The 23,990-nt window shown below is 52.4% G+C and carries 22 protein-coding genes and 3 tRNA genes; 17 read left to right on the forward strand and 8 right to left on the reverse strand.

Annotation, left to right across the window (positions count from 1 at the left end; all coding sequences use genetic code 11):
• Positions 1-27 precede the first annotated feature (27 nt).
• Positions 28-327, forward strand: coding sequence for an MGMT family protein (locus HZS79_RS15760; RefSeq protein WP_162218872.1), 300 nt, complete (start codon positions 28-30; stop codon positions 325-327).
• A 51-nt stretch (positions 328-378) separates the two neighbouring features.
• Here the strand turns inward: HZS79_RS15760 and HZS79_RS15765 are convergent, their stop codons facing one another.
• Positions 379-1,947, reverse strand: coding sequence for a carbon-nitrogen hydrolase family protein (locus HZS79_RS15765; RefSeq protein ID WP_162218873.1), 1,569 nt, complete (start codon positions 1,945-1,947; stop codon positions 379-381).
• A gap of 42 nt (positions 1,948-1,989) precedes the next feature.
• A complete protein-coding gene (locus tag HZS79_RS15770) occupies positions 1,990-2,907 on the reverse strand; it encodes a DMT family transporter (protein WP_162218874.1) in 918 nt (305 codons plus the stop codon).
• A gap of 184 nt (positions 2,908-3,091) precedes the next feature.
• Here HZS79_RS15770 and HZS79_RS15775 point away from each other — a divergent pair, with 184 nt between their 5' ends.
• The 5 genes from HZS79_RS15775 (at position 3,092) to HZS79_RS15795 (ending at position 11,415) form a co-directional block, all read left to right on the forward strand.
• Entirely contained in the window at positions 3,092-5,113 is a 2,022-nt protein-coding gene (locus tag HZS79_RS15775) for an NADPH-dependent 2,4-dienoyl-CoA reductase (RefSeq protein ID WP_162218875.1), read from the forward strand.
• Between the two features lie 141 nt (positions 5,114-5,254).
• Complete coding sequence (locus HZS79_RS15780; RefSeq protein WP_162218876.1) at positions 5,255-6,298, forward strand: threonine aldolase family protein; 1,044 nt, start codon at positions 5,255-5,257, stop codon at positions 6,296-6,298.
• A gap of 305 nt (positions 6,299-6,603) precedes the next feature.
• A complete protein-coding gene (locus tag HZS79_RS15785; protein ID WP_162218877.1) occupies positions 6,604-8,526 on the forward strand; it encodes a PrkA family serine protein kinase in 1,923 nt (640 codons plus the stop codon).
• A gap of 19 nt (positions 8,527-8,545) precedes the next feature.
• Complete coding sequence (locus tag HZS79_RS15790; RefSeq protein WP_162218878.1) at positions 8,546-9,835, forward strand: YeaH/YhbH family protein; 1,290 nt, start codon at positions 8,546-8,548, stop codon at positions 9,833-9,835.
• 20 nt (positions 9,836-9,855) lie between these two features.
• On the forward strand, positions 9,856-11,415 hold the full coding sequence (locus HZS79_RS15795) for a SpoVR family protein (protein ID WP_162218879.1): 1,560 nt from the start codon (positions 9,856-9,858) through the stop codon (positions 11,413-11,415).
• A 112-nt stretch (positions 11,416-11,527) separates the two neighbouring features.
• Here HZS79_RS15795 and HZS79_RS15800 read toward each other — a convergent pair whose 3' ends face one another.
• Positions 11,528-11,842: a high-potential iron-sulfur protein gene (locus HZS79_RS15800; protein WP_162218880.1), complete on the reverse strand. Its 315-nt coding sequence runs from the start codon at positions 11,840-11,842 to the stop codon at positions 11,528-11,530.
• A gap of 268 nt (positions 11,843-12,110) precedes the next feature.
• On the opposite strand from HZS79_RS15800, the gene HZS79_RS15805 reads away from it, so the two are divergent.
• Both HZS79_RS15805 and HZS79_RS15810 read left to right on the forward strand, forming a co-directional pair.
• Positions 12,111-12,386 (forward strand): Lrp/AsnC family transcriptional regulator, encoded by a 276-nt coding sequence (locus HZS79_RS15805; protein WP_162218881.1) that lies wholly within the window; start codon positions 12,111-12,113, stop codon positions 12,384-12,386.
• Positions 12,387-12,461: 75 nt separating this feature from the next.
• Positions 12,462-13,310 carry a DNA/RNA non-specific endonuclease gene (locus tag HZS79_RS15810; RefSeq protein WP_162218882.1) on the forward strand — a complete coding sequence of 283 codons (849 nt, stop codon included), beginning with the start codon at positions 12,462-12,464 and terminating at the stop codon, positions 13,308-13,310.
• A gap of 234 nt (positions 13,311-13,544) precedes the next feature.
• Here the strand turns inward: HZS79_RS15810 and HZS79_RS15815 are convergent.
• The 3 genes from HZS79_RS15815 to HZS79_RS15825 form a co-directional block, all read right to left on the reverse strand.
• Positions 13,545-13,631, reverse strand: a tRNA-Leu gene (locus HZS79_RS15815).
• Positions 13,632-13,661: 30 nt separating this feature from the next.
• A tRNA-Leu gene (locus HZS79_RS15820) sits at positions 13,662-13,748 on the reverse strand.
• A 108-nt stretch (positions 13,749-13,856) separates the two neighbouring features.
• Positions 13,857-13,943 (reverse strand) — tRNA-Leu (locus tag HZS79_RS15825).
• A gap of 245 nt (positions 13,944-14,188) precedes the next feature.
• Between HZS79_RS15825 and rnr the strand changes: the two genes are divergently transcribed.
• From rnr to HZS79_RS15870, 9 genes are all read left to right on the forward strand, one after another.
• The gene (rnr, locus tag HZS79_RS15830) at positions 14,189-16,576 is read left to right on the forward strand and encodes a ribonuclease R (protein ID WP_162218883.1); all 2,388 of its coding nucleotides are present in this window, start codon (positions 14,189-14,191) and stop codon (positions 16,574-16,576) included.
• A gap of 2 nt (positions 16,577-16,578) precedes the next feature.
• Entirely contained in the window at positions 16,579-17,373 is a 795-nt protein-coding gene (gene rlmB, locus HZS79_RS15835; RefSeq protein ID WP_162218884.1) for a 23S rRNA (guanosine(2251)-2'-O)-methyltransferase RlmB, read from the forward strand.
• Between the two features lie 212 nt (positions 17,374-17,585).
• The gene (gene rpsF, locus HZS79_RS15840; RefSeq protein ID WP_162218885.1) at positions 17,586-17,966 is read left to right on the forward strand and encodes a 30S ribosomal protein S6; all 381 of its coding nucleotides are present in this window, start codon (positions 17,586-17,588) and stop codon (positions 17,964-17,966) included.
• Positions 17,967-17,999: 33 nt separating this feature from the next.
• Positions 18,000-18,227, forward strand: a complete 228-nt coding sequence (gene rpsR / locus HZS79_RS15845) for a 30S ribosomal protein S18 (protein WP_009097135.1) — start codon at positions 18,000-18,002, stop codon at positions 18,225-18,227.
• 12 nt (positions 18,228-18,239) lie between these two features.
• Positions 18,240-19,091: a hypothetical protein gene (locus HZS79_RS15850; protein WP_179928361.1), complete on the forward strand. Its 852-nt coding sequence runs from the start codon at positions 18,240-18,242 to the stop codon at positions 19,089-19,091.
• Positions 19,092-19,106: 15 nt separating this feature from the next.
• A complete protein-coding gene (gene rplI / locus HZS79_RS15855; protein ID WP_162218886.1) occupies positions 19,107-19,553 on the forward strand; it encodes a 50S ribosomal protein L9 in 447 nt (148 codons plus the stop codon).
• 201 nt (positions 19,554-19,754) lie between these two features.
• Positions 19,755-21,143 (forward strand): replicative DNA helicase, encoded by a 1,389-nt coding sequence (gene dnaB, locus HZS79_RS15860; RefSeq protein ID WP_179928343.1) that lies wholly within the window; start codon positions 19,755-19,757, stop codon positions 21,141-21,143.
• A gap of 66 nt (positions 21,144-21,209) precedes the next feature.
• Complete coding sequence (locus tag HZS79_RS15865; RefSeq protein WP_162218930.1) at positions 21,210-21,503, forward strand: hypothetical protein; 294 nt, start codon at positions 21,210-21,212, stop codon at positions 21,501-21,503.
• A 139-nt stretch (positions 21,504-21,642) separates the two neighbouring features.
• Entirely contained in the window at positions 21,643-21,945 is a 303-nt protein-coding gene (locus HZS79_RS15870) for a DUF6482 family protein (protein WP_162218888.1), read from the forward strand.
• 55 nt (positions 21,946-22,000) lie between these two features.
• Here the strand turns inward: HZS79_RS15870 and HZS79_RS15875 are convergent, their stop codons facing one another.
• Together HZS79_RS15875 and HZS79_RS15880 are read right to left on the reverse strand one after the other, a co-directional pair.
• On the reverse strand, positions 22,001-22,399 hold the full coding sequence (locus tag HZS79_RS15875; protein ID WP_179928344.1) for a thiol-disulfide oxidoreductase DCC family protein: 399 nt from the start codon (positions 22,397-22,399) through the stop codon (positions 22,001-22,003).
• Positions 22,396-23,976 (reverse strand): cryptochrome/photolyase family protein, encoded by a 1,581-nt coding sequence (locus tag HZS79_RS15880; RefSeq protein WP_179928345.1) that lies wholly within the window; start codon positions 23,974-23,976, stop codon positions 22,396-22,398. Before HZS79_RS15880 ends, HZS79_RS15875 begins: the two co-directional genes overlap by 4 nt.
• Between the last annotated feature and the right edge of the window lie 14 nt (positions 23,977-23,990).

Here is a 23,990-nt window from a genome sequence, read left to right on the forward strand (position 1 = left end):
AAACATGTTGAGCTACGCGAGATAACCATGCCACGCCCTGAATTGCTCGAGCAGATTTATACTATTGTGGATCAGATTCCTGCTGGGCGGGTAACCACCTATGGGCGTATCGCGGCGATGACCGAGGGAGCGACACCGCGCATGGTAGGCTCGGCGATGCGCCATTTACCAGAGGGCCATCAGTTGCCATGGCACCGAGTGATTGCAGCTTCGCTGAAGCTGGCCGATCACGGCGGAGCTGATTGTCAGCATCAGAAACTGCGTAATGAAGGCGTCATGTTTGATAGCAAAGGACGTGTTCCTGCCCACCTTATCTGGCCTGATTGAGCCTGAAGCGCTTTAAAAAATAACGCCGCCCATTCGGGCGGCGTGATTGGCTTACTCTTCCAAATTAGCCCCGGATTTCCAGGACCAGTCGCGCCAGCGCAGGTCAAACAGGTCTTTGCGGCGGTCTTTCAGGTTGGTCACTGAGCCCTCGGCACGGACAACCGTAAGGCGGGTCAGGTCGAGATCCGAGAAGAAAATCATTTCGGTGTTAGGCGTGGTTTCCGCCAGCACGGCATCGTGGGGGAAGGCAAAGTCAGACGGCGAGAACACCGCCGATTGTGCATACTGGATATCCAGGTTTTCAATCGAAGGCAAGTTGCCGACGCTGCCGCACAGCACCACATAGCACTCGTTTTCGATGGCTCGTGCTTGCGCGCAGTGACGTACCCGCAGGTAGCCGTTTTTGGTATCTGTCCAGAACGGTACAAACAGAATATCCATGTCCTGATCGGCTAGCAGTCGGCCAAGTTCCGGGAACTCAACGTCGTAGCAGATCAAAATGCCTACGCGGCCCGCGTCGGTATCGAATATCTGCAGGTTGTCGCCACCTTCGATCACCCAATCGCGGCGTTCTTGAGGAGTGATATGTAGTTTTGCCTGCTTCTCGATTTCACCGTCCCGATGGAATAAGTAAGCAATATTGTAAAGTCGGTCATCGTCACCGACTTCAATCATCGAACCACCGACGATGTTGATATTGTACGATACCGCCATCCGCGATAGCTCAGTTTTAAAGCGCTCGGTGAAGCCTGCTAAAAAGCGAATCGCGCCCATTTGATCCTGCTGGGCTGCGCGGTCTTGCAGACCCATCAGCGGTGCGTTAAATAACTCTGGAAAAACGGCAAAGTCACTTTGGTAATCTGATAATGCGTCGACAAAGTATTCAATTTGTTGCAAGGCTGCTTCTACTGAATCGAACTCGCGCATTTGCCACTGTACCGCGCCAACCCGCACCTGAGTCGGGCGGGTATCTAGCACGCTTTCAGCGGGCTCGAACAGAATGTTGTTCCACTCCAGAAGAGTAGCATAGCCGCGAGATTGCTCGTCTTCCGGTAAGTACTTACGAAGCAAGCGTTTAACTTGGAAGTCGTTGGCCAGTTGGAACGACAAAATCGGGTCGTAAATCTCTTTGCGAGAGACTTTGTCAATGTACTCCGCTGGGGAGAGCTCTTGGGCGTGCTGGTGGTATTCGGGAATGCGTCCACCCGCCAGAATGGCTCGCAGGTTGTGCGAACGGCACAGTTCTTTGCGTGCTTCATATAAGCGCCGACCCAGGCGATAGCCACGATAGTCGGGGTGAATCAGTACATCCAAACCGTACATGGCATCGCCATCTTGATCGTTCAGGATGGTTTCTCGATGGCCGATCAGGTCGTCATATTTATGCGGGTTAGAAAACTCGTCGTAATCTACCTGTACGGTAAGTGCTACGCCAACCAGAACGCCATCGTCCTCAATGGCGATTTGGCCATCGGGAAACTCCTGGATCAGCTTGTCGATAGTATGCTTTGGCCATGCACCGCCGATGTCGTGATATACCGCGTCCATCAACGATTTAAGCTGTTCATAATCGTCGCTGTTGAGGTTGCGGAGATTAAGGTGCAATTCTTCTAAGGACATAGTCAGGGATTCCCAGCTGTCGTGTGAAGTTAGCGCATTGTATCACTGCTGTGCGTTGCTCGTTTTACTCGCCCCGGCGCTACGCACCAGCGGGCGTGTCAGCGTTTGTGCCATGATGACCCCAGCAAGAATCAACAGACCACCAATAAAATGGAATCCAGCGACTCGCTCGCCTAAAAAGCCCATGGCAATCAATGCACTAAATAGCGGCATTAGGTTGATAAATATGCTCGACTGGTTCGCGCCGATCTGGCGCACTGCACGCATCCACAGAAAAGTAGTAATGATCGAGGCGGGAATGCCCGCATAAAGAATTAACCACACGTTGTGGCTATCTACTGGCGTCATGGGTCCCATTAAATAGGGAGGAAGCAGAAATAGCACCGCAAAGCAGACTTGGGCATAGAGCATAACCCAAGGAGGTAGCTTCATCGCCCAGCGTTTCAGCATCACCCCATAAAGCGCGTAGCAGGTGGCGGCAACCACCATTAAGGCGTCACCAAAAGCCACTTGCAGTTGTAACAACGAAAGGGGATCGCCACGCCCAAGCAGCACGGTAACGCCGATAAATGCTAAAACCCCACCGAAGATGCCGCCAAGCGTGGGAGGTTCGCGCAAAATCAATGCGCTTAGCAGTACCGTTAGCAGAGGCACCATAGCCGCTAATATGCCCATATTGGTCGCGGTAGTCGTTTCTGCTGCTACATAGGCTAAGCCCTGCCAAAGCCCCATGCCAAGAAGCCCCAGTAACGCCAGTTTAGGCCAGTTGCGGTAGATTTCATCACGGTGTTTCAACACAGCGGGCAGTACGAAAGGCGTCATCACTACCAGCGCTAACAACCAGCGTAGAAAGGCGATACTGCTGGGTGCAATAGCACCAACAGTCAACTGATTGATAGTCATATTTCCTGACCAAATTAATACCGTGGCCAGTGGGGGTAAAAAGTAAATCAATGGCATAGCACGTTCCCTTATCGTTAGCCTGGTAATGTGACGTGCTTTAGCGCGATGAGCAAGTAGCGCAGTAGGTTATATAAAGAAGCGATATTAACGTGGTTAAAGGTCTGTACGTCGCCGCAAGTATGTCATACGCTTGTTTGAATATGATTGGCAAGACGTTCTAACAATATAAAGGAGTACCGTGATGAACCAAGCGCCCGCTTATCCTCACCTGTTTCAGCCGCTGACCGTTGGCCATTTGACGCTGCCTAATCGTGTGCTGATGGGCTCGATGCACACCAACCTAGAGGAAGCGCCCAACGGCTTCGAGCGGCTAGCAGCTTTTTATGCCGAACGCGCTCGTGCGGGCGTTAGCCTGATTGTGACGGGGGGGATTGCCCCCAATGCCGAAGGAGCGGTATTTCAAGGGGCAAATGCACTTACGGATGAGAGCCAGCTAGCGGAACATCGTGGGGTGGTAGAGGCTGTGCATGAAGCGGGCGGGCATTTGTGTATGCAGATTCTTCATGCGGGCCGCTATGCCTACTCACCAGAGCTTGTGGCACCTTCTGCGATTCAGGCGCCGATCAATCCGTTTATGCCTCGGGCACTGTCAAGCGACGACGTTGAGCAGCAGATCGCCGACTATGTGCGCTGCGCGCAGCTTGCCCAGCAGGCGGGTTATGATGGTATCGAAGTAATGGGCTCTGAAGGTTACTTGATTAACCAGTTTATTTGTCGTCGCACCAATCAGCGCGATGACGAGTGGGGCGGTGATTTTGAGCGACGCATTCGCTTCCCAATTGAAATTGTGAAACGCATCCGCGAAGCGGTGGGGGAGCGTTTCTTGATGATTTTCCGCCTGTCGATGATTGACCTGGTGGATGAAGGCAGTACCTGGGAAGAAGTCGTGCAGCTTGGGCAAGCCATCGAGGCCGCTGGTGCTAACGTGATCAATACTGGTATTGGCTGGCATGAAGCCCGAGTGCCGACGATTGTCACCAGCGTACCGCGTGCAGCGTTTACCGAAGTCACCAAACGCATTAGAGCAGCACTCTCAATTCCACTGATTACCACCAACCGTATCAACATGCCGGAGGTTGCAGAGCGTGTGTTGGCAGATGGGCATGCGGATATGGTGTCGATGGCGCGTCCATTTCTGGCTGACCCTGAATGGGTGCGTAAAGCCGAAGAGGGCCTTGCGGACGAAATTAATACCTGTATCGCCTGCAACCAAGCCTGCCTGGATCACACCTTTATGGGCAAGTTGACGTCATGCCTGGTCAATCCAAGGGCGTGTCATGAAACCGAGCTCTCCCTTGAGCCAGCACAAACGCCAAAGCGGGTCGCGGTGGTTGGCGGTGGCCCCGCTGGGCTTGCCACTGCCGTGGCAGCTGCCAGCCGTGGCCATCATGTGGTGCTGTTTGAGCGCAGAAGCGAGCTGGGTGGGCAGTTTAACTACGCCCGTAAAATCCCTGGCAAAGAGGAATTTAATGAAACCCTGCGCTACTTCCGTGTGATGTTAGAAAAGCACGCGGTAGATGTTCGCCTAAACACAGCGGCTACTGTCGATACCTTGGCTGAGTTTGACGAGGTGGTGATTGCCACCGGCGTTATCCCCCGTGAACTTGCGCTACCAGGGGCTGATCACTCCAGTGTGCTTAGTTACGCCGAGGCCATTGAGCATCCTGAACGTGTGGGCCAGCGCGTGGCAGTGATTGGCGCTGGCGGTATTGGGTTTGATGTCTCGGAGCTGCTCGCCCACCAGGGGCACCCTGTGATGGACTTGGCTGCCTGGTGTGATGAATGGGGGGTCGACTTGGCAATGGAGGAACGAGGCGGCTTGAAGTCACCGATGCCGCCTGCGTCACCTCGTGACATTGTGATGCTCCAGCGCAAAAGCTCTAAGCCAGGTAAGAACCTGGGTAAAACCTCGGGCTGGGTGCATCGAGCTTCGCTAAAACAACGCGGTGTTAAAACCCTAAGCGGGTGCGAGTATTTGAAAATTGACGACGCGGGATTACATATTCGCCACGATGGTGAAGAGCAAGTACTGGCCGTGGATAGCATTGTGGTGTGTGCGGGTCAGGAGTCGGTGCGCGAGCTGATTCGGCCATTAAGCCAGACGGGCACAAGTTTCCATGTGATTGGTGGCGCTGATGAAGCGGCAGAATTAGATGCTAAACGGGCGATTGATCAAGGCACACGAGTTGCGGCGACTCTGTAGGTGTAAGTAGAGCGCGTGACGTAAACGTTAAAATGGCGATAGACTGGTCAATCAGTTTTGCTGTTAATCACAGTTAACAATCTAAGGCGCGGGTGGCACCCAGCTCGCGCCGTATGACCGTCAGATAAAAGGACTATCGTCATGACCTCGGAGTGTACCCCACGATTTTTAGCCAGTGATAATACCTCCGGTATTTGTCCGGAGGCCATGAAATACTTGCTGGAAGCCAACCAAGCCGATGATTTGGCTTATGGCAACGACCGCTGGACCGCCCGCGCTGCAGATCGTTTTCGCGAGATGTTTGATTTCGATTGCGACGTTTTTTTTGTGTTCAATGGCACCGCAGCAAATTCACTGGCGCTTTCCGCGATGGGGCGCAGCTACCACAGCGTTATCTGTCATGAGCTCGCACATATTGAAACGGATGAGTGTGGTGGCCCTGAGTTCTTTTCAAACGGCGCGAAGCTGCTTACCTCACCGGGGGCCAACGGCAAACTCACCCCGGAGGGCATTGAGGCACTGGTGACTAAGCGCAGTGATATTCATTACCCTAAGCCCAAGGTAGTGTCGCTTACCCAAGTGACAGAAGTGGGTACGGTGTACTCACGGGAAGAGTTGTTGGCGATTCGTGCCATGGCAGATAAGCATGATTTGCGCTTGCATATGGATGGTGCGCGGTTCGCTAATGCCTGTGCTGGCCTGAATGCAAGCCCTGCCGAGCTAACGTGGCAGGTCGGGGTGGATGCGTTGTGTTTCTCGGGTACTAAGAACGGCCTGGCGTTTGGCGAAGCCATTCTGTTTTTCAATCGTGACTTGGCTGAAGATTTCTCGTATCGCTGCAAGCAAGCTGGGCAACTGGCTTCAAAAATGCGTTACGTGTCTGCACCCTGGCTGGGGCTGTTAGAGAGCGGTGCCTGGTTAACCAATGCAGAGCATGCTAATGCGATGGCGCGTTATTTGTCAGAGGGGCTCCAGGCATTGCCTGGTGTATCTCTGATGTTCCCTACCCAGGCGAACAGTGTGTTCGTTGAATTGCCGCCCCATGCGATTGAAGCGTTGAAAACGAAGGGCTGGACCTTCTACACCTTTATTGGGGCCGGTGGCGCACGTTTTGTGTGTGCCTGGAACACTACCGTTGAATTGTTGGATCAGCTGTTGGCAGATGTGAAATCCGTGTTGGAGTAATCGGGAGTTCTGACAATATGCTTGCGCCGCCTACTTAGGCGGCGCATCTGTTTCTGGATGACAATTGTTTCAGCGTCACTACTTTTCTAGCTATGTATGTAGGGCACTATGTGTGTTTAAGCACGTGTTTCAACGCAACTAAATCTTTCTTGTGATGCTCAAACTGTTAATTAATGTGCGTTGAAGGTTTAGTCATCACGTTTTGCTAATGCTGACTACGCTGATAGTGCGACACCTCGTTTTACACACCGCTTTGATGTTTGGGCTTGGCGGTAGCTGCTGGGGATGGGCCACAGGAGAGTTCCATGAGCATCTTTGATCACGTTCAAGACCGATTTGCCCGCGTTCAACAGGAAGACATGAGCCTTGAGGAGTATCTGGCGCTTTGTCGTCGCGATCCTAAGGTTTATGCCAGTGCTTCTGAGCGCATGTTGGAAGCAATTGGCGAGCCTGAAGTGATCGACACGGCGAAAGACCCGCGTCTATCACGCATTTTTTCGAATAAGGTGATTCGTCGCTACCCTGCGTTTGCTGAGTTTCACGGCATGGAAGAAGCCATTGAGCAAATTGTGGCGTACTTCCGTCACGCGGCTCAGGGGTTAGAAGAGCGTAAGCAGATTCTTTATCTACTCGGGCCAGTGGGCGGCGGTAAGTCGTCGTTAGCTGAGCGTTTGAAATTGTTGATGGAGCGTATTCCATTCTACGCCATTAAAGACTCGCCGGTGTACGAGTCACCGCTAGGACTATTTTCGCCAGAAGAAGATGGCGAACTGCTAGAGCAGGAATACGGTATTCCCCAGCGCTATCTACACAGCGTGATGTCTCCTTGGGCGGCTAAGCGTTTAAAAGAGGCGGGGGGGGATATTTCCCAGTTTCGGGTAGTACGCCTTTACCCCTCACGGCTAAATCAAATTGCTATCTCTAAAACTGAGCCGGGTGATGAAAATAATCAGGATATTTCGTCGTTAGTGGGTAAGGTGGATATCCGCCAGTTAGAGCTTTACTCCCAAGACGACCCCGATGCCTACAGCTTCTCGGGTGGGCTTTGCCGCGCTAACCAGGGGCTGATGGAATTTGTCGAGATGTTTAAAGCGCCGATTAAGGTGCTGCATCCGCTGCTTACTGCTACCCAGGAGGGCAACTACAACCCCACAGAAGGCATGGGGGCAATTCCTTTTGACGGTGTGATCTTAGCCCACTCCAACGAATCGGAATGGCAGGCGTTTCGCAACAACCGCAATAACGAGGCGTTTTTGGATCGGGTCTATATCGTCAAAGTGCCTTACTGTTTGCGGGTTTCCGAAGAGATCAAGATTTATCAAAAATTGCTTGAAGACTCTTCGCTGAACGCAGCGCCTTGCGCGCCTGATACGTTGCGCATGCTGGCGCAGTTCTCGGTGCTTTCGCGGCTAAAAGTGCCCGAAAACTCCAGTATCTACTCCAAGATGCGCGTTTATGATGGCGAAAACCTGAAAGATACCGACCCGCGTGCGAAATCGATCCAGGAGTATCGTGATGCAGCAGGTGTAGATGAGGGCATGCAGGGCTTATCTACGCGTTTCGCCTTCAAGATACTGTCTAAAGTGTTTAACTTCGACGGTACTGAAGTCGCCGCGAACCCTGTGCATTTACTCTATGTGTTGGAGCAGGCGTTAGAGCGCGAGCAACTGCCTTCTGAGGTGTTTGAGCGCTACATTGGCTTTATCAAAGAGTTTCTGGCGCCGCGCTATGTCGATTTCATTGGCAAGGAAATCCAGACCGCGTATCTGGAATCTTACAGCGAGTATGGTCAGAACATCTTTGATCGCTACGTCACCTACGCTGATTTCTGGATTCAGGATCAGGAGTATCGCGACCCAGAAACGGGCGAATTGCTGAACCGCCAGTCATTGAACGATGAGCTGGAGAAAATCGAGAAGCCAGCGGGCATCTCTAACCCGAAAGACTTCCGTCACGAAGTGGTGAACTTTGTACTGAGGGCGCGGGCGCAAAATAATGGTATGAATCCCAGTTGGCAGTCTTATGAAAAACTCAAAGGTGTTATCGAACACAAAATGTTCGCCAATACTGAAGAGCTACTGCCGGTGATTTCTTTCAATGCTAAGGCGTCGAAGTCGGATCAGAAAAAGCACGAGGATTTTGTCGCGCGAATGGTTGATCGTGGCTATACCGAAAAACAGGTTCGGCTGCTTTCAGAGTGGTATTTACGCGTACGTAAGTCCCAGTAGCGGATAATCGGGAGGTCGTATGACCTACTTTATCGATCGCAGGCCTAACGCTAAGCATAAAAGCGCGGTCAATCGGCAGCGCTTTTTGGAACGTTATCGCAAGCATATTAAACGCTCAGTAGAGGAGGCGGTAAACCGCCGCTCCATCACCGATATGGAGCGGGGGGAGAAGGTATCTATACCTACCAAGGATATTTCTGAGCCCGTGTTTCAGCACGGGCCAGGTGGGGCACGACAAATTGTCTCGCCGGGGAATAAAGAGTTTTTAGAAGGGGATAAAATTCGCCGCCCTAGTGGCCAGGGCGGCGGAGATGGGGCTGGCGAAGGGGGCGCCTCAAATAAAGGAGAGGGCGACGATGAGTTTGCCTTCACCCTTAGCCGAGAAGAGTTCCTCGAGTTTGTTTTTGATGGCTTGGAGCTGCCCCATTTGCAGCGCAAGCCCTTAAAGTCGCTTGAAGAAATAAAAATGGTGCGGGCAGGTCTGGCGCGAGATGGGGTGCCATCGCGAATCAGTATTACCCGATCAATGCGTGAAGCCTATGCGCGGCGGATCGCTATGCGTGCGCCGATTAAGCGCGCCTTGAAAGAAGCACAAGAAGCGTTAGCGGCAGAAGAGCGTAAAGATCCCGTGCTTCGCAATCCAGCCCGTATCGTTGAGCTGAAAGCAGAAATTGAACGCTTGGAAAAGCGTATTGAAGCGGTGCCATTTATTGACACTTATGATTTGCGTTACCACCAGTTGGCAGCGCAGCCTCAGCCTTCCAGCCAAGCGGTGATGTTTTGTGTGATGGATGTTTCCGGCTCCATGACCCAAAACCATAAGGACATTGCCAAGCGGTTTTTCTTATTACTTTATCTATTTTTGGAAAAGCATTACGAGAAAGTAGAGCTGGTGTTTGTTCGTCACCACACGGCTGCACGAGAGGTCAACGAAGAGGAGTTTTTCTACTCCCGAGAGACGGGGGGCACTATCGTTTCCAGCGCACTTAACCTGGTGAATAACATCATTGACAAGCGCTACCCCGCGGGGCAGTGGAACCTGTATGTTGCTCAGGCATCGGACGGCGATAACTGGGATGATGACTCGAATATTTGTCGAGATTTGCTGGTTAAAAAGCTAATGCCGCAGTTGCAGTACTACGCCTACGTTGAAATTACCCCTCATGAACATCAGTCGCTGTGGCATGAGTATGAAACCGTGGCTGAGCAGTTTTCCGAGCGTTTTGCCATGCGCCAAATCGTTGATGCTGGGGATATATATCCTGTTTTCCGCGAACTGTTTAAGCGCCGTCTGAGCCAAGAACAGTGACGCGAGCCGAGGAGTGCGCCATGAGTGTAGCCCGCAAACCAATAGCAACCGGTTCTGACTGGAATTTTGACGTATTGGAGCGCTTTGATGAGGAGCTTGCCAAGCTTGCTGATGAATATCGCCTAGACACTTACCCCAATCAAATCGAGTTGATTACCACCGAACAGATGATGGATGCCTACGCCAGTGTTGGGATGCCGGTGGGTTACCATCACTGGTCGTTTGGTAAACAGTTTCTTGCCGTTGAGCAGGCCTACAAACGTGGCCAGATGGGCCTTGCTTACGAGCTGGTCATTAACTCCAACCCATGTATTGCCTATCTGATGGAAGAGAATACCCTGATGATGCAGGTGCTGGTCATTGCTCATGCCTGCTACGGGCATAACTCTTTCTTCAAAGGTAACTACCTGTTTCGTGCCTGGACCGATGCGGACTCCATTGTTGATTATCTGGTGTTTGCTCGTAAGTATATTGCCCAGTGCGAAGAACGGCATGGTGTCCAAGCGGTAGAGCAGCTGTTAGATGCCTGTCACGCACTACAAAATTACGGTGTAGACCGCTATAAGCGGCCTTCACCCATTTCTGCAGAGGAGGAGGTTCGGCGTCAAGAAGAGCGCGAAGCCTACCTGCAAACCCAGGTGAATATGTTGTGGCGAACGATTCCTGAGCCACCCAACGGGGTATCCCCGCTACCGGGTAGCCTGCATAGTGACGATGACCCACTTGGCTTGCATAACGGCGGCCGCTATCCCTCTGAGCCCCAAGAAAATCTGCTTTACTTTATTGAGAAAAATGCGCCGCTGCTGGCTCCCTGGCAGCGTGAAATTGTGCGTATTGTGCGCAAGCTGGCGCAATATTTTTATCCCCAGCGGCAGACTCAGGTTATGAACGAAGGTTGGGCCTGTTTTTGGCACTATACGTTAATGAATAGGTTGTACGATGACGGTAAGGTTGATGAAGGCCTGATGCTGGAGTTTTTGCAATCCCACTCGGCGGTTATCAATCAGCCAGGGTTTGATAGCCCTTACTATAGTGGGATTAACCCGTATGCGCTGGGTTTTGCAATTTTTATGGATATTAAGCGGATTTGTGAAGCACCCACCGATGAAGACCGTGAGTGGTTTCCTGATATTGCGGGCAGTCCGTGGCGCGATACCGTCGAGTTTGCCATGCGCAACTTCAAGGATGAGTCGTTTATACAGCAGTTTTTATCGCCCAAGGTAATGCGCGATCTCAAGCTATTTTTACTGGTTGATGATGACCAAGTAGAGACGTTAGAAGTGGCGGCAATTCACAACGAGCGTGGTTATCGGCGGGTGCGCGAGGCACTTTCAACCCAGTATGCACTGTCAGTGCGTGAGCCTAATATACAAGTCGTTGAGGCAGCGATTCGTGGTGACCGTTCGCTGACCTTGAACCATGTACAGGATAGCCGTCGCCCGCTTGGCCGCAGCGTTTATCCAGTGATTCGCCACTTGCAGCAGCTATGGGGGTTTCCGGTGCATTTGGTATCCATGGAAGAGGGACGAGTGACACGTCGTTACCAGTGGCCTATTGAAGAAGAGAGCGATGCCAGTTAACGGTTCAAAGCCGAGATGTTTCAAAGCAATGAGCAATCACAATAACTGATACCTAAAATAACTACCCCGCGTTATGCGCGGGGTAGAGGTGCTTTGCTTGACGGCCCGATAATCAGCCTTGGGCAGTCCATGACTGACACCAGCCTTTGGGCTCGACGCTATGCTCTGGGAATAGCTGGCATCCTTCTTTGTCAGCCACCCAAAACATGCAGTTATCGCATACTTCGCCTTCTTCATAGGCGGGGTGATCGCTTGCGTCACTGGCAACCTCAACATAGTTGAGTGCCTGAGCAGTAGGCGAAGAGGGGTCTAGACGCGGTAGTTCCTGGGCAAAAGCGGTTTTGGAAAGAATGCCAGCACCAAACGGCAGGGCGGCAAGACCCATTACGCTATTACGCATGAACTTACGACGGCTTTGATTAGCCATGGTATCTCCTTATCGTCACGGTCTGACGTTTTGCTGCGGTTATCGGGTGGTTATCCACCTCTTGATACTCCGACAAGACTTATAAGCCAGAGTTCTTCGGTACATGCTAGCGCATGCTCAAAACTAGTGCGAACAACCTTACAAGGAACGCGACAATTGGCCGCGTTACGTCGTAGTGCTTGGCCGAACTTAGCAGGCTGCTATACTCGCCACTCGTTGCAGGAATTACCATAACACTATTTACAAAAACGCGATTTACGGAGGCGCTATGCAAAACGCAGTGATTTTAATTAATACCGAAAAAGGTCAGGTTAAAGCGGTCGCCGAACGTCTTGCTGATGTGGACGGCATTAGTGAAGTCTATTCGACCTGTGGGCGTTACGATTTGGTCGCTATCGCGCGTACACGTGACTTTGAAAGCCTGGCTGAGCTGGTCACCGAGCGCTTAAACGCGGTAGAGGGCATTAGTGATACTGAAACGCTAAATGCCATGCAGGTGCATTCACGGCATGATTTAGAAACGATGTTTTCTCTTGGTTGGTAATCCATGAGATTACCTGAAAATGCAGGATGCAGAATAATTATTATTTAGGGAGTAAGACCGTTGGGAAGATCGCTTATGCGCTGGCGTCGGCAAGGTCGACGAGTCGGCATCGCATTGTTGTTTGTCGTTGTGGGGACTGGGCTGTGGGAGTTTCAGGGGCGTCAGCATCAAGATGACTATACCTGGATGGGCGTACCAACCTGGGATGGGTTTCACCCGACAACCTTTCACCGAGTGCTGCGCAATGATGGGTTCTTGGTAGGGTGGTCTGATGTGCGGGTTAATCCGCTTTGGGTCAGTTATCAATTAGAAGCTGTTCCTGATGATACGCGCATTGGTTCACGTCCTAACTTCCAGTCGGATTGGCGGACATTATGGCCAATCAGTACAACGAGTTATTCTGGCAGTGGCTATGATCGTGGTCACATGGCACCCAACTACGCTATTGCGGCCGTGCATGGGCGCAATGCACAGGTCGATACCTTCTTGATGAGCAATATGACGCCTCAGCGACCAAACTTGAACCGCCAGCTTTGGCAGCGTCTGGAAGAGTCTGTGATGGATCATTTTGCGCCACGTTTTGATCGGCTGCAGGTCATTACAGGACCGGTATTCCCTGAACGTTTTATGGATAACGTGTTTAATCGCGTCGGTTTTGTGGAAGTGCCCGAGGCGTTTTATAAAATTATCGTCGTGCCGGATAGCGAGGCACCGTTGGCGTTGGCGTTTATTATGCCTCAGGACGTTAGTGGCAATGAGTCGTTAGCCGACTATCTGGTCACGATCGATGAAATAGAAGCGCGTACAGGCCTTAACTTTTTCCCAGACCTCACGCCGGAGGTTGAGGCTATTTTGGAGGGAGAGTTGCGTACCCAAGGTTGGGCATTGGAAGAAGTTGCTCAACGTCCTGGGCGTTTTCAATAATCAGCCTAAGTTTTAAATCATCAATAGCCGTCAGCTTCGATAAGGCCGTTTAGCGGGTATTGAGTACCGCTGGCGGCCTAATGCTAAAGTGCTGAGGTAATCAAAGCCTGGATACGTTCCAAACGAACAGAATAATGTTATCGGCGATTAAGGTGCTATTGCCAAGAGGGGATATAGGAAAGGATGTAACGTAAAGGTGGGCTTGTTAGTGCTGATGCGAACCTGCTCAATAAATGGTGCCCAGGAGAGGACTTGAACCTCCACGACCATGCGGTCACTAGCACCTGAAGCTAGCGCGTCTACCAATTCCGCCACCTGGGCATATCATGTGTTCTGTTGTTTGTATTCGTATGGTGCCCAGGAGAGGACTTGAACCTCCACGTCCATACGGACACTAGCACCTGAAGCTAGCGCGTCTACCAATTCCGCCACCTGGGCGAATACAAACTTTCAAGCCAAGCTGTCTTTCAAACGGTCTTGAGAACCATGTTGCTGCTTGCCACGACACCGTCTTACATTATGAAAAGGGGGTAACATAATGCAGTGTGGTGCCCAGAAGAGGACTTGAACCTCCACGTCCATACGGACACTAGCACCTGAAGCTAGCGCGTCTACCAATTCCGCCATCTGGGCAAGTGGCGCGTATGATACCGAGGCCACGCTTAAATGCAAGACCCAGTAACTGTTTTTATCACTAAAAACGCATAATTGCGGCGCTAGGTGGTTGGGTGATTGAACGGGCGGCGCTATACTGCGTACATGACTAAACAAAATATGATGTACGTCAGTCGATTCATGGCTGAACTCCCTCGCCCGCAGCACAGTGTGCATGCGCAGATTAGCTGCCTCCCGCAAACGCAATCAAGGATGTTGATCGCATGAAATATTGGACATTGAGTGATGATCCGCACGCCGAGCGCGAGGCGCAAAAGTATGATAATCCTGCGCCCAGCCGTGAGTACCTGTTGGCTGCTCTGGAGTCGTACGGCAAGCCGATTACCCATGAAAACATGAGTCGCATGCTTGGCATTGAAGATGAAGATCATCTTGAGGCTGTGCGCCGCCGCATGGCTGCCATGGAGCGCGATGGTCAGGTATTGCGCGATCGCCGCGGTGCCTACGCGCTGATTGACAAGCTGGATCTTATTAAAGGGAAAGTGCAGGGGCATCGAGATGGCTTTGGTTTCCTGCTGCGTGATGATGGTAAAAAGCCGGACTTAGTATTACCTCCGCGCCAAATGCGCCGTGTATTCCACGGTGACTATGTGTTGGCGCGTGTCAGTGGCCGTGATCGTCGTGGCCGGGATGAGGCAACTATTGCCGATGTGATTGCGCGCAATACGCAAACCATCGTGGGTGTGTATCGCAGCAATTCACCGGAATTTGGGGTGCTGATTCCTGAGAACCCGCGCATTACCCAGGAAGTTATCATTCCTCACACTGCCAGCGCCGGTGCAAAAGATGGTCAGGTGATTTCGGCCAAAATCGTTCAGCAACCCGCGACGAGAATTCAGCCGGTTGGCGAGGTGATTGAAGTGCTGGGTGAGCGTATGGATCCCGGCATGGAAATCGATATTGCAATACGCAGTTACGATATTCCTGCAGAGTTCCCGCCAGAAGTGCTCGATCAAACCAGTGGTATTTCGGCGGAAGTGCTGGAAGAAGACAAGCAGCATCGCGTTGATCTACGCGAGCTTCCGCTAGTGACAATCGACGATGAGTCAGCCAAAGACTTCGATGATGCGGTGTGCGCGTGGAAAACAAAATCGGGCAGCTGGAAGCTGTTGGTCGCAATTGCGGATGTATCGCACTATGTTCGCCCTGGCACGGCGCTTGATGATGAAGCGCGTACGCGGGGTAACTCGGTGTACTTCCCCGGCCAAGTCGTACCGATGCTGCCTGAGCTACTCTCGAATGGCTTGTGTTCGTTAAATCCGCAAGTAGACCGTTTGGTAATGGTTTGCGAGATGAATATCTCTAAGACGGGCGCGATTAGCCGCTACTCGTTCTATGAGGCGGTAATGAACTCCCACGCTCGCCTGACCTATAACAAGGTGGCAGCCATTCTCGATAACGAGAGTGACGAAGGTGAGGCGCTGCGCAATGAGCACAAAGCGCTGGTGAAGCCGCTACAGAATCTCCATGAGCTCTACGGCCTGCTGCGTAGTGCGCGGGAAGAGCGTGGCGCGATTGATTTTGATACCACCGAAACGGCAATTATCTTTAATGATGAGCGCAAGATCGAAAAAATTGTGCCGCGTACCCGTAACGACGCTCATAAGCTCATAGAGGAGTGCATGCTGGCGGCCAACGTGGCTACCGCACGTTTCTTGGATAAGCATGACCTACCAGCACTGTACCGGATCCATGAGCGCCCAACGCCAGAGCGCCTTGATAAACTACGCCTTTTCTTAAGCGAGCTGGGACTCTCAGTTGGCGGCGGTGATATGCCGACGCCGCAGGATTACCAAGCGTTGCGTGAGGCGATTATCGATCGCCAGGATGCCGACATCATCCAAACCGTTATGCTGCGCTCCATGAATCAGGCGGTCTATTCGCCTCAGAATGAAGGCCATTTTGGCTTGGCATACCAAGCCTATGCGCACTTTACGTCGCCGATTCGCCGTTATCCCGATTTGCTGGTACACCGCGCTATTCGCTCGGTTATTCGCGGGCCGCGCCAGACCAATACGGTTGTTCGGCTAGAAGGTGCACCGGTCGATCCGCCAAGCAAGTGGTGCCCCTACACCTTCGAGCAAATGCTTGAGCTAGGTGAGCACTGCTCAATGACAGAGCGGCGGGCGGATGAAGCAACCCGTGATGTTGAAAGCTGGCTCAAGTGTGAGTTCATGTCCGACAAACTGGGCGAAACGTTCGAAGGTACCATCGCCTCGGTGACCCAGTTCGGCCTGTTTGTGCGTCTGGATGACTTCTATGTCGAAGGGTTGGTGCACGTCACGTCGCTGCCTTCTGACTACTACCACTATGAGGCAGAAAAGCATCGCCTCAAGGGTGAGCGCACGGGCACGACGTATCGCCTGGGTGATGGCCTCACGGTTCAGGTCGCTCGAGTGGATATGGACGATCGTAAAATCGACTTTGGCCTTGCTGATGAGAAGCCTCGGCCACGCCGCCAGCCGCGCAAGCGTCGTGGTGAGGAAGGTGGTGCTGAAAAAGCGGCTGCGCCAGGAGATAAGCAGCCGACTCGCCGTGGTCCAAGACGCACGCGCAACAGCTCGCGTAAACCATCGCCGAATAAGGGGTGAGCATGAAGTCGTCGTCTCGGCGTAGCTCGCGTCCGGCTATTCGCACTCCGGATGGGTTGGATCAAGTATATGGCGTTCACGCCCTAGAAAGTTTGCTTGAGCGGGGCGAAACGCCCCGTGAGCTGTGGGTGCAGCAGGGGGCGGGTAACCGCTTAAAAGAGGTAGTTGCCAGTGCTCAGTCACGTGGTGCGCGGATTAAAGAGCAGCCCCGTGATGTGCTAGACCAGCTTACCCAGGGCGCAGCTCACCAGGGGGTGGTGGCATTTTGTCCACCATTGACCCCTGAGGGAGAGGAGTCGTTGTGGTTAAAGCTACGTGCCTGGCAGGCAGCGACTCCGCCTTTACTATTGGTATTAGATGGGGTCACCGACGTGCATAACTTCGGGGCCTGCCTGCGTAGCGCCGATGCTGCGGGGGCTCATGGGGTGATCGTAGCCAAAGATAAAGCCGCTCCGCTAAATGCCACTGTGCGAAAAGTTGCCTGCGGTGCCGCTGAGGTAGTGCCGGTTTATCAGGTGACTAACTTGTCCCGTACGCTTGCCAAGTTAAAAGATGCTGGTGTCTGGATTACCGGCACAGCGGGCGAAGCCGATGCTAGTGTGTTTGAGATTGATATGACAGGCCCAACGGCATTAGTGATGGGGGCTGAAGGGAAGGGTATGCGTCGCTTAACCAGGGAGGCTTGCGATAACTTGGCTAAGCTTCCTATGGCAGGGCAGGTCTCTAGCTTGAACGTATCGGTGGCCACTGGCATTTGCTTGTTTGAAGCTGTTCGTCAGAGGCAGCTTGCAAGTTAGTCACTAGCCCACTAAAATGCCTGCGCCCGTTTACTCTTAAGCGGGCGCTCGTATTGGTTACTAGTAAATACGAAAACACAGTTCTGCTTGATGCCCCAAACGACATCGTTCGCGGTGAATTAGGGCACTTCAGTTAACTCCTTGCTTCCCTGTCGTCGTTGAGACGCTTGTTTCAATGCACATCGGAAGCTGTCAAACCGCAAGGAGATTCCATGCGTCATTATGAAATCGTGTTTATGGTCCACCCGGATCAGAGCGAGCAAGTGCCGGCTATGGTCGAGCGCTACACCAGCATCGTTACCGAAAACGGTGGCACTGTGCATCGCTTGGAAGATTGGGGCCGTCGTCACCTGGCTTACCCGATCAACAAGATCCACAAAGCCCACTACGTGCTGATGAACGTTGAATGCACCGGCGAGACTCTCGATGAAATCGAGAACATCTTCCGTTTCAACGATGCCATCATTCGCAGCTTGGTTGTTCGCTGTAAAGAAGCGATCACTGAAGCTTCTCCGATGATGAAGCCGGCAGAAGAAAAGCGTCCGCGTCGCGAAGATAAACCGCGCGCTGAAGAAGCTGAAGAAACTGCCTGATTCTATCCACCGCACGTTTTAAGGAGCTAGTCCATGGCACGTTTTTTCCGTCGCCGTAAGTTTTGCCGCTTCACCGCTGAAGGCGTCAAGCAGATCGACTATAAAGATCTCGATACGCTGAAGGCTTACATCACCGAAACCGGCAAGATCGTTCCGAGCCGCATCACCGGCACCAAAGCACGCTATCAGCGTCAGCTGGCGACTGCTATCAAGCGTTCGCGCTATCTGGCACTGCTGCCCTACTCCGATAGCCATCAGTAAGCGTTTAACGTGATGCTGGCACTGGCGAGATGGCTCATGCGGGGTACGCCCTATGCCGCTGGCGGGGCCGCGCTTGCAGCGTTGGTGCCTTGGCTCTTCTGGTTAGGAGCTGCTATTGCCGCGTTAGTTACTTTACGCAAAGGTTTTGCACCTGCGCTTCCGGTAATTATTGCAGCCGCACTACCTGCAGGTTTTTGGTGGTCTCAGGGTGATGTCATCCCGCTTGCCAGCGTGCTGCTGGTAACGCTAATGGCCGTTATCCTGCGTGAAAGGATGCGCTGGGGTGAAGCATTGATCGTTGGCACGTTAGCGGCCGCGGCAATGGTCCAACTAGGCATCTTTAGCCCACCGGGCGGAACACAGCTTATGCTGGAGCAATTGCGGGAGAGCTCAGTAGAGATCGACCGCATGCTCACTGAGTTTGCTAATCAAGGCATCGATACGCCGACGCTTGCTGCCATGGTAATTGGCGGTGTGACAGGGTTGGTGGTACTTCTGGCAGCCATTGCATGTTTGGCTCTGGCACGAAGCTGGCAGGCTGGGCTTTATAACCCAGGTGGCTTTCGTGAAGAGTTTCACGCACTGCGCTTAACACCCAAAGAGCTCGCTGTATTAATAGTGCTTGGGGTGGCCGGGATGGTACTGGGAGCGCATGCTCTGGCGATGCTTGGATGGATTCCTCTGCTAGTGGCTGGCATTGCGTTAGTGCATGGGTTTATTGGAATAAAGGGGATGAACGGGCTGTGGCTGGTGGCATTTTATGTGCTACTAATCACGACCTGGCCCACGATTCTCATTGTGCTGCTGTTGGGGCTGATTGACACATTCGCGAACGTTCGCGCACGCCTTGCCCGCAGCAACTGACAAGAGGTTTACGAGATGGAAGTCATTCTGCTCGACAAAATTGGTAAGCTGGGCGGCCTGGGTGACAAAGTCACTGTAAAGCCCGGTTATGGTCGTAACTATTTGGTTCCTTACGGCTTAGCCGTGCCGGCAACCAAAGAGAACATCGAAGCGTTTAATGCACAGCGTGCTGAGCTTGAAGCCCAAGCCGCTGAGCGTAAAGCAGAAGCTGAAGCCCGTGCAGAGCAGCTTAACGACATCGAACTGTCGTTGGTTTCTAAAGCCGGTGACGAAGGCAAGCTGTTTGGTTCTATCGGTCCGCGTGACTTGGCCGACGCTATTTCCTCTGCTGGCATCGACGTTGCCAAGAGCGAAGTGCGTATGCCGCAGGGCCCGATTCGCAAAACTGGCGAATACGACATCGACCTTCACTTGCATGCCGAAGTGAACGCCGTTGTTCGCGTGGTTGTTGTTGCAGAGTAACTCCTCTCAATAACGCTGACGCCTCGAAGGGCGCGGGATCTCCCGCGCCCTTTGTTTTTTTAGGCGCCGGCCAAAAGTACGTACGCTGTTGGGTGCGTCTTTTTGAACGTCGCTTAGTGTGGATATGCCGCTTATGGTGTGCCAGAGGTTGCGCTAAGATAGTCATCGTCGTTGGCTACGCTATTGGATAAGGAGCTCGCTATGCAGGACCAGCCCTCTGCTGATCAGGAAACGGCAGCGCTAAAGTTGCCCCCGCATTCTCTTGAGGCGGAGCAGTCGGTGCTAGGTGGGCTAATGCTGGACAACCAGGCCTGGGACAATGTCTCGGAGCGCTTGGTGGCCGATGACTTTTACCGCTACGAGCACCGTTTAGTGTTCAATGTGATGATTCATTTGGCCGAATCTGGGCAGCCGCTTGACGTTATAACGTTGTCAGAAGCGTTGGAAGCGCGTGACCAGCTCGATACGGTGGGGGGATTGGCATTTCTGGCAGAGCTTGCTCGTAACACGCCTTCGGCCAGTAATATCCGTGCTTATGCGGATATCGTGCGTGAGCGGGCGACGCTTCGAAAGCTTATCCGTGCGGCCAATCAAATTGCTGATGGGGCTTTTTCTCCCCAGGGCCGACCCGCGGATGAGTTACTCAATGAAGCTGAGCGCTTAGTGTTCCAAATTGCTGAAGAGCGACCGAAAACCGGTGGTCCTATCGGCATGAGCGAGCTGCTAACCAAAGCCGTTGACCGTATTGATGAACTGTTCAACCTGAAAGGTGAAATGACAGGGCTTTCCTCGGGGTTTCGCGATCTGGATGAAATGACCTCGGGTCTACAGCCCTCGGATTTGGTGATTATTGCTGGCCGCCCGTCCATGGGTAAGACCACCTTTGCCATGAACCTAGTGGAACATGCGGTTATCTCTAGCGATAAGCCGGTGATGGTGTTCTCCATGGAGATGCCTGCGGAATCACTGATGTTGCGTATGCTCTCTTCGCTAGGCCGGATTGATCAAACCCGCGTACGCTCTGGCCAGCTAGAAGACGAGGATTGGCCGCGACTTACCTCAGCGGTCAATTTGCTCAAAGACAAACAGCTGTTTATTGACGACACTGCCGCGCTTTCGCCCAACGAAATGCGCTCGCGTTTGCGGAGGGTGGTGCGTGAGCACGGCAATATGGCGCTGATCATGATCGACTATCTGCAGCTAATGCAGATTCCTGGTTTTTCTGAAAACCGTACCGGTGAGATCTCGGAAATTTCTCGTTCGTTAAAAGGGTTGGCAAAAGAGTTTCAATGCCCCGTTGTGGCACTTTCTCAGCTTAACCGTTCATTGGAGCAGCGCCCAAATAAACGCCCTGTCATGTCGGATTTGAGGGAGTCGGGTGCGATTGAGCAGGATGCTGATGTGATTGCATTCGTTTACCGCGATGAAGTGTATAACCCAGATAATCCAGATAATCAGGGGATTGCCGAGCTAATCATCGGTAAGCAGCGTAACGGGCCTATCGGTACGGTACATATGGCGTTTATTGGTAAATACACACGTTTTGAAGATCTTGCGCCCGACAGCTACGGCGAAGCGTTCGGCGATTAACTTGAGCGTCTGGGGGGAGAACGTATAATGCTCCTCCCCGACGAAGCAGATAGACAGGAGTGGCAAATGGCAGGTGGTTTTAGACGTGGTAACCGCAAGCGTCTTCCAAAGTTAGAAGGCCGTGGGGAACTACAGTCGCTAGAGCGTGAAGGGCCATTTAAAGAGTGGTTGGGTATGCCTGACCTCTACCGTTACTTCCTGGTAGTTGAAGGGGAAAAATACAGCTACCAGACTGAGGATGGGGAGCTGCCGGTGACTGTGGGCGATAAGGTGGTTTTTCGTTATAAAGAAACCAAAGGTGGTAACTGGATCGACCGCAACTCGTTAGGCAAAGCAATCGATCCTTCTGAATATCAGTAATTCGACGTATAAGTTGACGATCTGGTCAGGAACTCTTTTTTGATGTTGCCGTCATACCTAACTAGTGTGAAGGTAATAAAATTGTCATGGGGCAGCGTCATGCTATGTCCCATGACAATGGACAATCATAGGAGGGATCATGGAACTGAAAGAACTCAAACAGTTCGTTGCAGGTCACGACAACTTTGAAATACGCGTTATTACTCATTCAGGTAGCCGTTTTTACCAAGTTGAGCTTGAAGATGTAGAGGGTGAGCGCCACATGCTAACCCAGCGTAACAAGCCGATGCTGTTTCGCTCGCTGGACGATGTCTATCTTGAGCTAAAGCGTGCTGGCATCCATCGCGCATACTTGGTGCAGCATGTACCCCAGGATGAAGTGATTGGCCGTGACGCTCATTACAGCTCACCGCTGACATCGCGTATGCCGCTGGTATTTTAATTCTCTTTTTGGGCTTGGTTTATTCACTTATTCACTTATTCACTTATTCACTTATTCACTTATTCGCTTGATGCTTTTCCCACCACTGCCCCAGCCGAACCCGGCGACGGGCAAAAAAACGATAGCCTGCATTCATTACTCCTCGCAGGCCTGGTAAGCAAGAAAGCCACACTAGCCACCGGTATCCTAGCACTGCATAAAGGGCCCGGCTGGCATCCATTCCGATATACCAGTTTCCTCGGCCGTCTTTTACATGCAGCAGTCCCATCATGTCGTCAAATCTGCGTCCTACATCGGCTGCATTGAAATCACTGCTCTGAATATCCACTAGCGTGACGCGTTCTTGATGGCGATGCTTTGCAAGCCACGCGACTTCCACGCGGCAAAAAGGGCAGTGGCCATCGTGGTATAGCGTGACAGGCGACGTTGCATGAAGCGTAGAGAAGCGGCTCATTGAGTATCCTTTGAGAGATAACCTTGTGTATGGAGTGCCTGGCCATAGCCTTGGCTGGTCGGTAGCGAGTCTAGAAACTGCTCAGCCTGCAGACGCATCGCGTCACGCTTTTCGTCTTTCATGCGTGAAAGTGACCCATAGATCAGCTTCATGCGTGGATTGCGGTTCAGCTGCTCAGCATTGGTTTCCAGGAAATGCCAGTAAAGGCTGTTAAATGGGCACGCCTTGGGGCCTGTTACTTGTTTGGGGGAGTAACGACAGTGCTGGCAGTGGTCAGACATTTTGTCGATATATTTACCAGAAGCGCAGTAAGGTTTGGAGCCCATTAGGCCGCCATCAGCATGCAGCACCATACCCAGGGTGTTAGGCAGCTCCACCCATTCGCAGGCGTCGGCATAAACCGCTAAGTACCAGTCGCAGAGCGCTTCAGGTTTAACACCACACAGCAGGGCAAAATTGCCGGTTACCATTAAACGCTGAATGTGGTGAGCGTAGCTGTTGTCGATGGTCATTTGAATGGCGCGCTGCAAGCAGCGCATATCGGTATTGCCATTCCAGTAAAATGCTGGCAATTCTCGCTCAAAGCCAAGCCGGTTTTCTCGCTTATACGCCGGCATTTGTGTCCAATAGAGCCCGCGGACATATTCTCGCCAGCCAAGTATTTGACGAATGAACCCTTCGACAGCATTGATAGGCGCATGACCTGCTAGATAGTGCTGCTCAGCGGCTTCGCAGACTTCGTGAGGGGTTAGCAAGCCGATATTGAGCGCTGCGGATAGTCTGGAGTGGTAAAGAAACGGCTCTGTGTCGCTAATCGCATCCTGGTAGCGCCCAAAGTCGGCTAGCCCATGATCAAGGAAGTGGTTTAAATCCGCTAGCGCCTGTCGGCGGGTGACGGGGAGGTTGAAGTTATCCAGAGACCCCATGTGTTCGCTAAAATGATGCTTGGCATCAGTGAGCGCTTCCTGGGTAAGCGCATCTTGGCGGTGGGTGGGAAGCGATGGAAAGCTGAGCGTTGCTTTAATTGGCTCACGGTTGTCGTGGTCAAAGTTCCATTTTCCTCCAGCAGGTGTATCGCCTTCCATCAGCAGCCCAGTACGTTTGCGCTGCTCCCGATAAAAATACTCCAAGCGAAGCTGTTTACGCCCTTTAGCCCAGTTGGCAAAGTCATCAGGTGAGGTGAAAAAACGGTCATCTTCGACCATTCGCCAGGGCAAGGTAGCCTCTTGACGCTGCTGCATGGCATTCCAAAGTCGCCACTCACCAGGCCTTGCCACTCGCACTTCATTGCAGCCGTACTGAATGGCAATACGCTCGGCTTCCGTGATGAGTGACTGGGTATTGTCAGCATCATCAATGCGGCTGTAATGGACGTTATAGCCTTTATCGCGTAGCGCCTGAGCAAAGTGCCGCATGGCGGCCATGAATAAGCCGATTTTATGTATATGATGGGGCACATAACGCGCTTCTTCGGCGACCTCGCAAAGAGCGATTACTGCGTCAGTTGGCGCGTCGCGTAAGGTTGCCAATGAAAGCGATAGCTGGTCACCAAGAACGAGCAGTAAAGGCTTAGACATGAGTTTGCCTGCAG

This window comes from Vreelandella zhaodongensis (assembly GCF_013415115.1).
GTDB lineage: Bacteria > Pseudomonadota > Gammaproteobacteria > Pseudomonadales > Halomonadaceae > Vreelandella > Vreelandella zhaodongensis.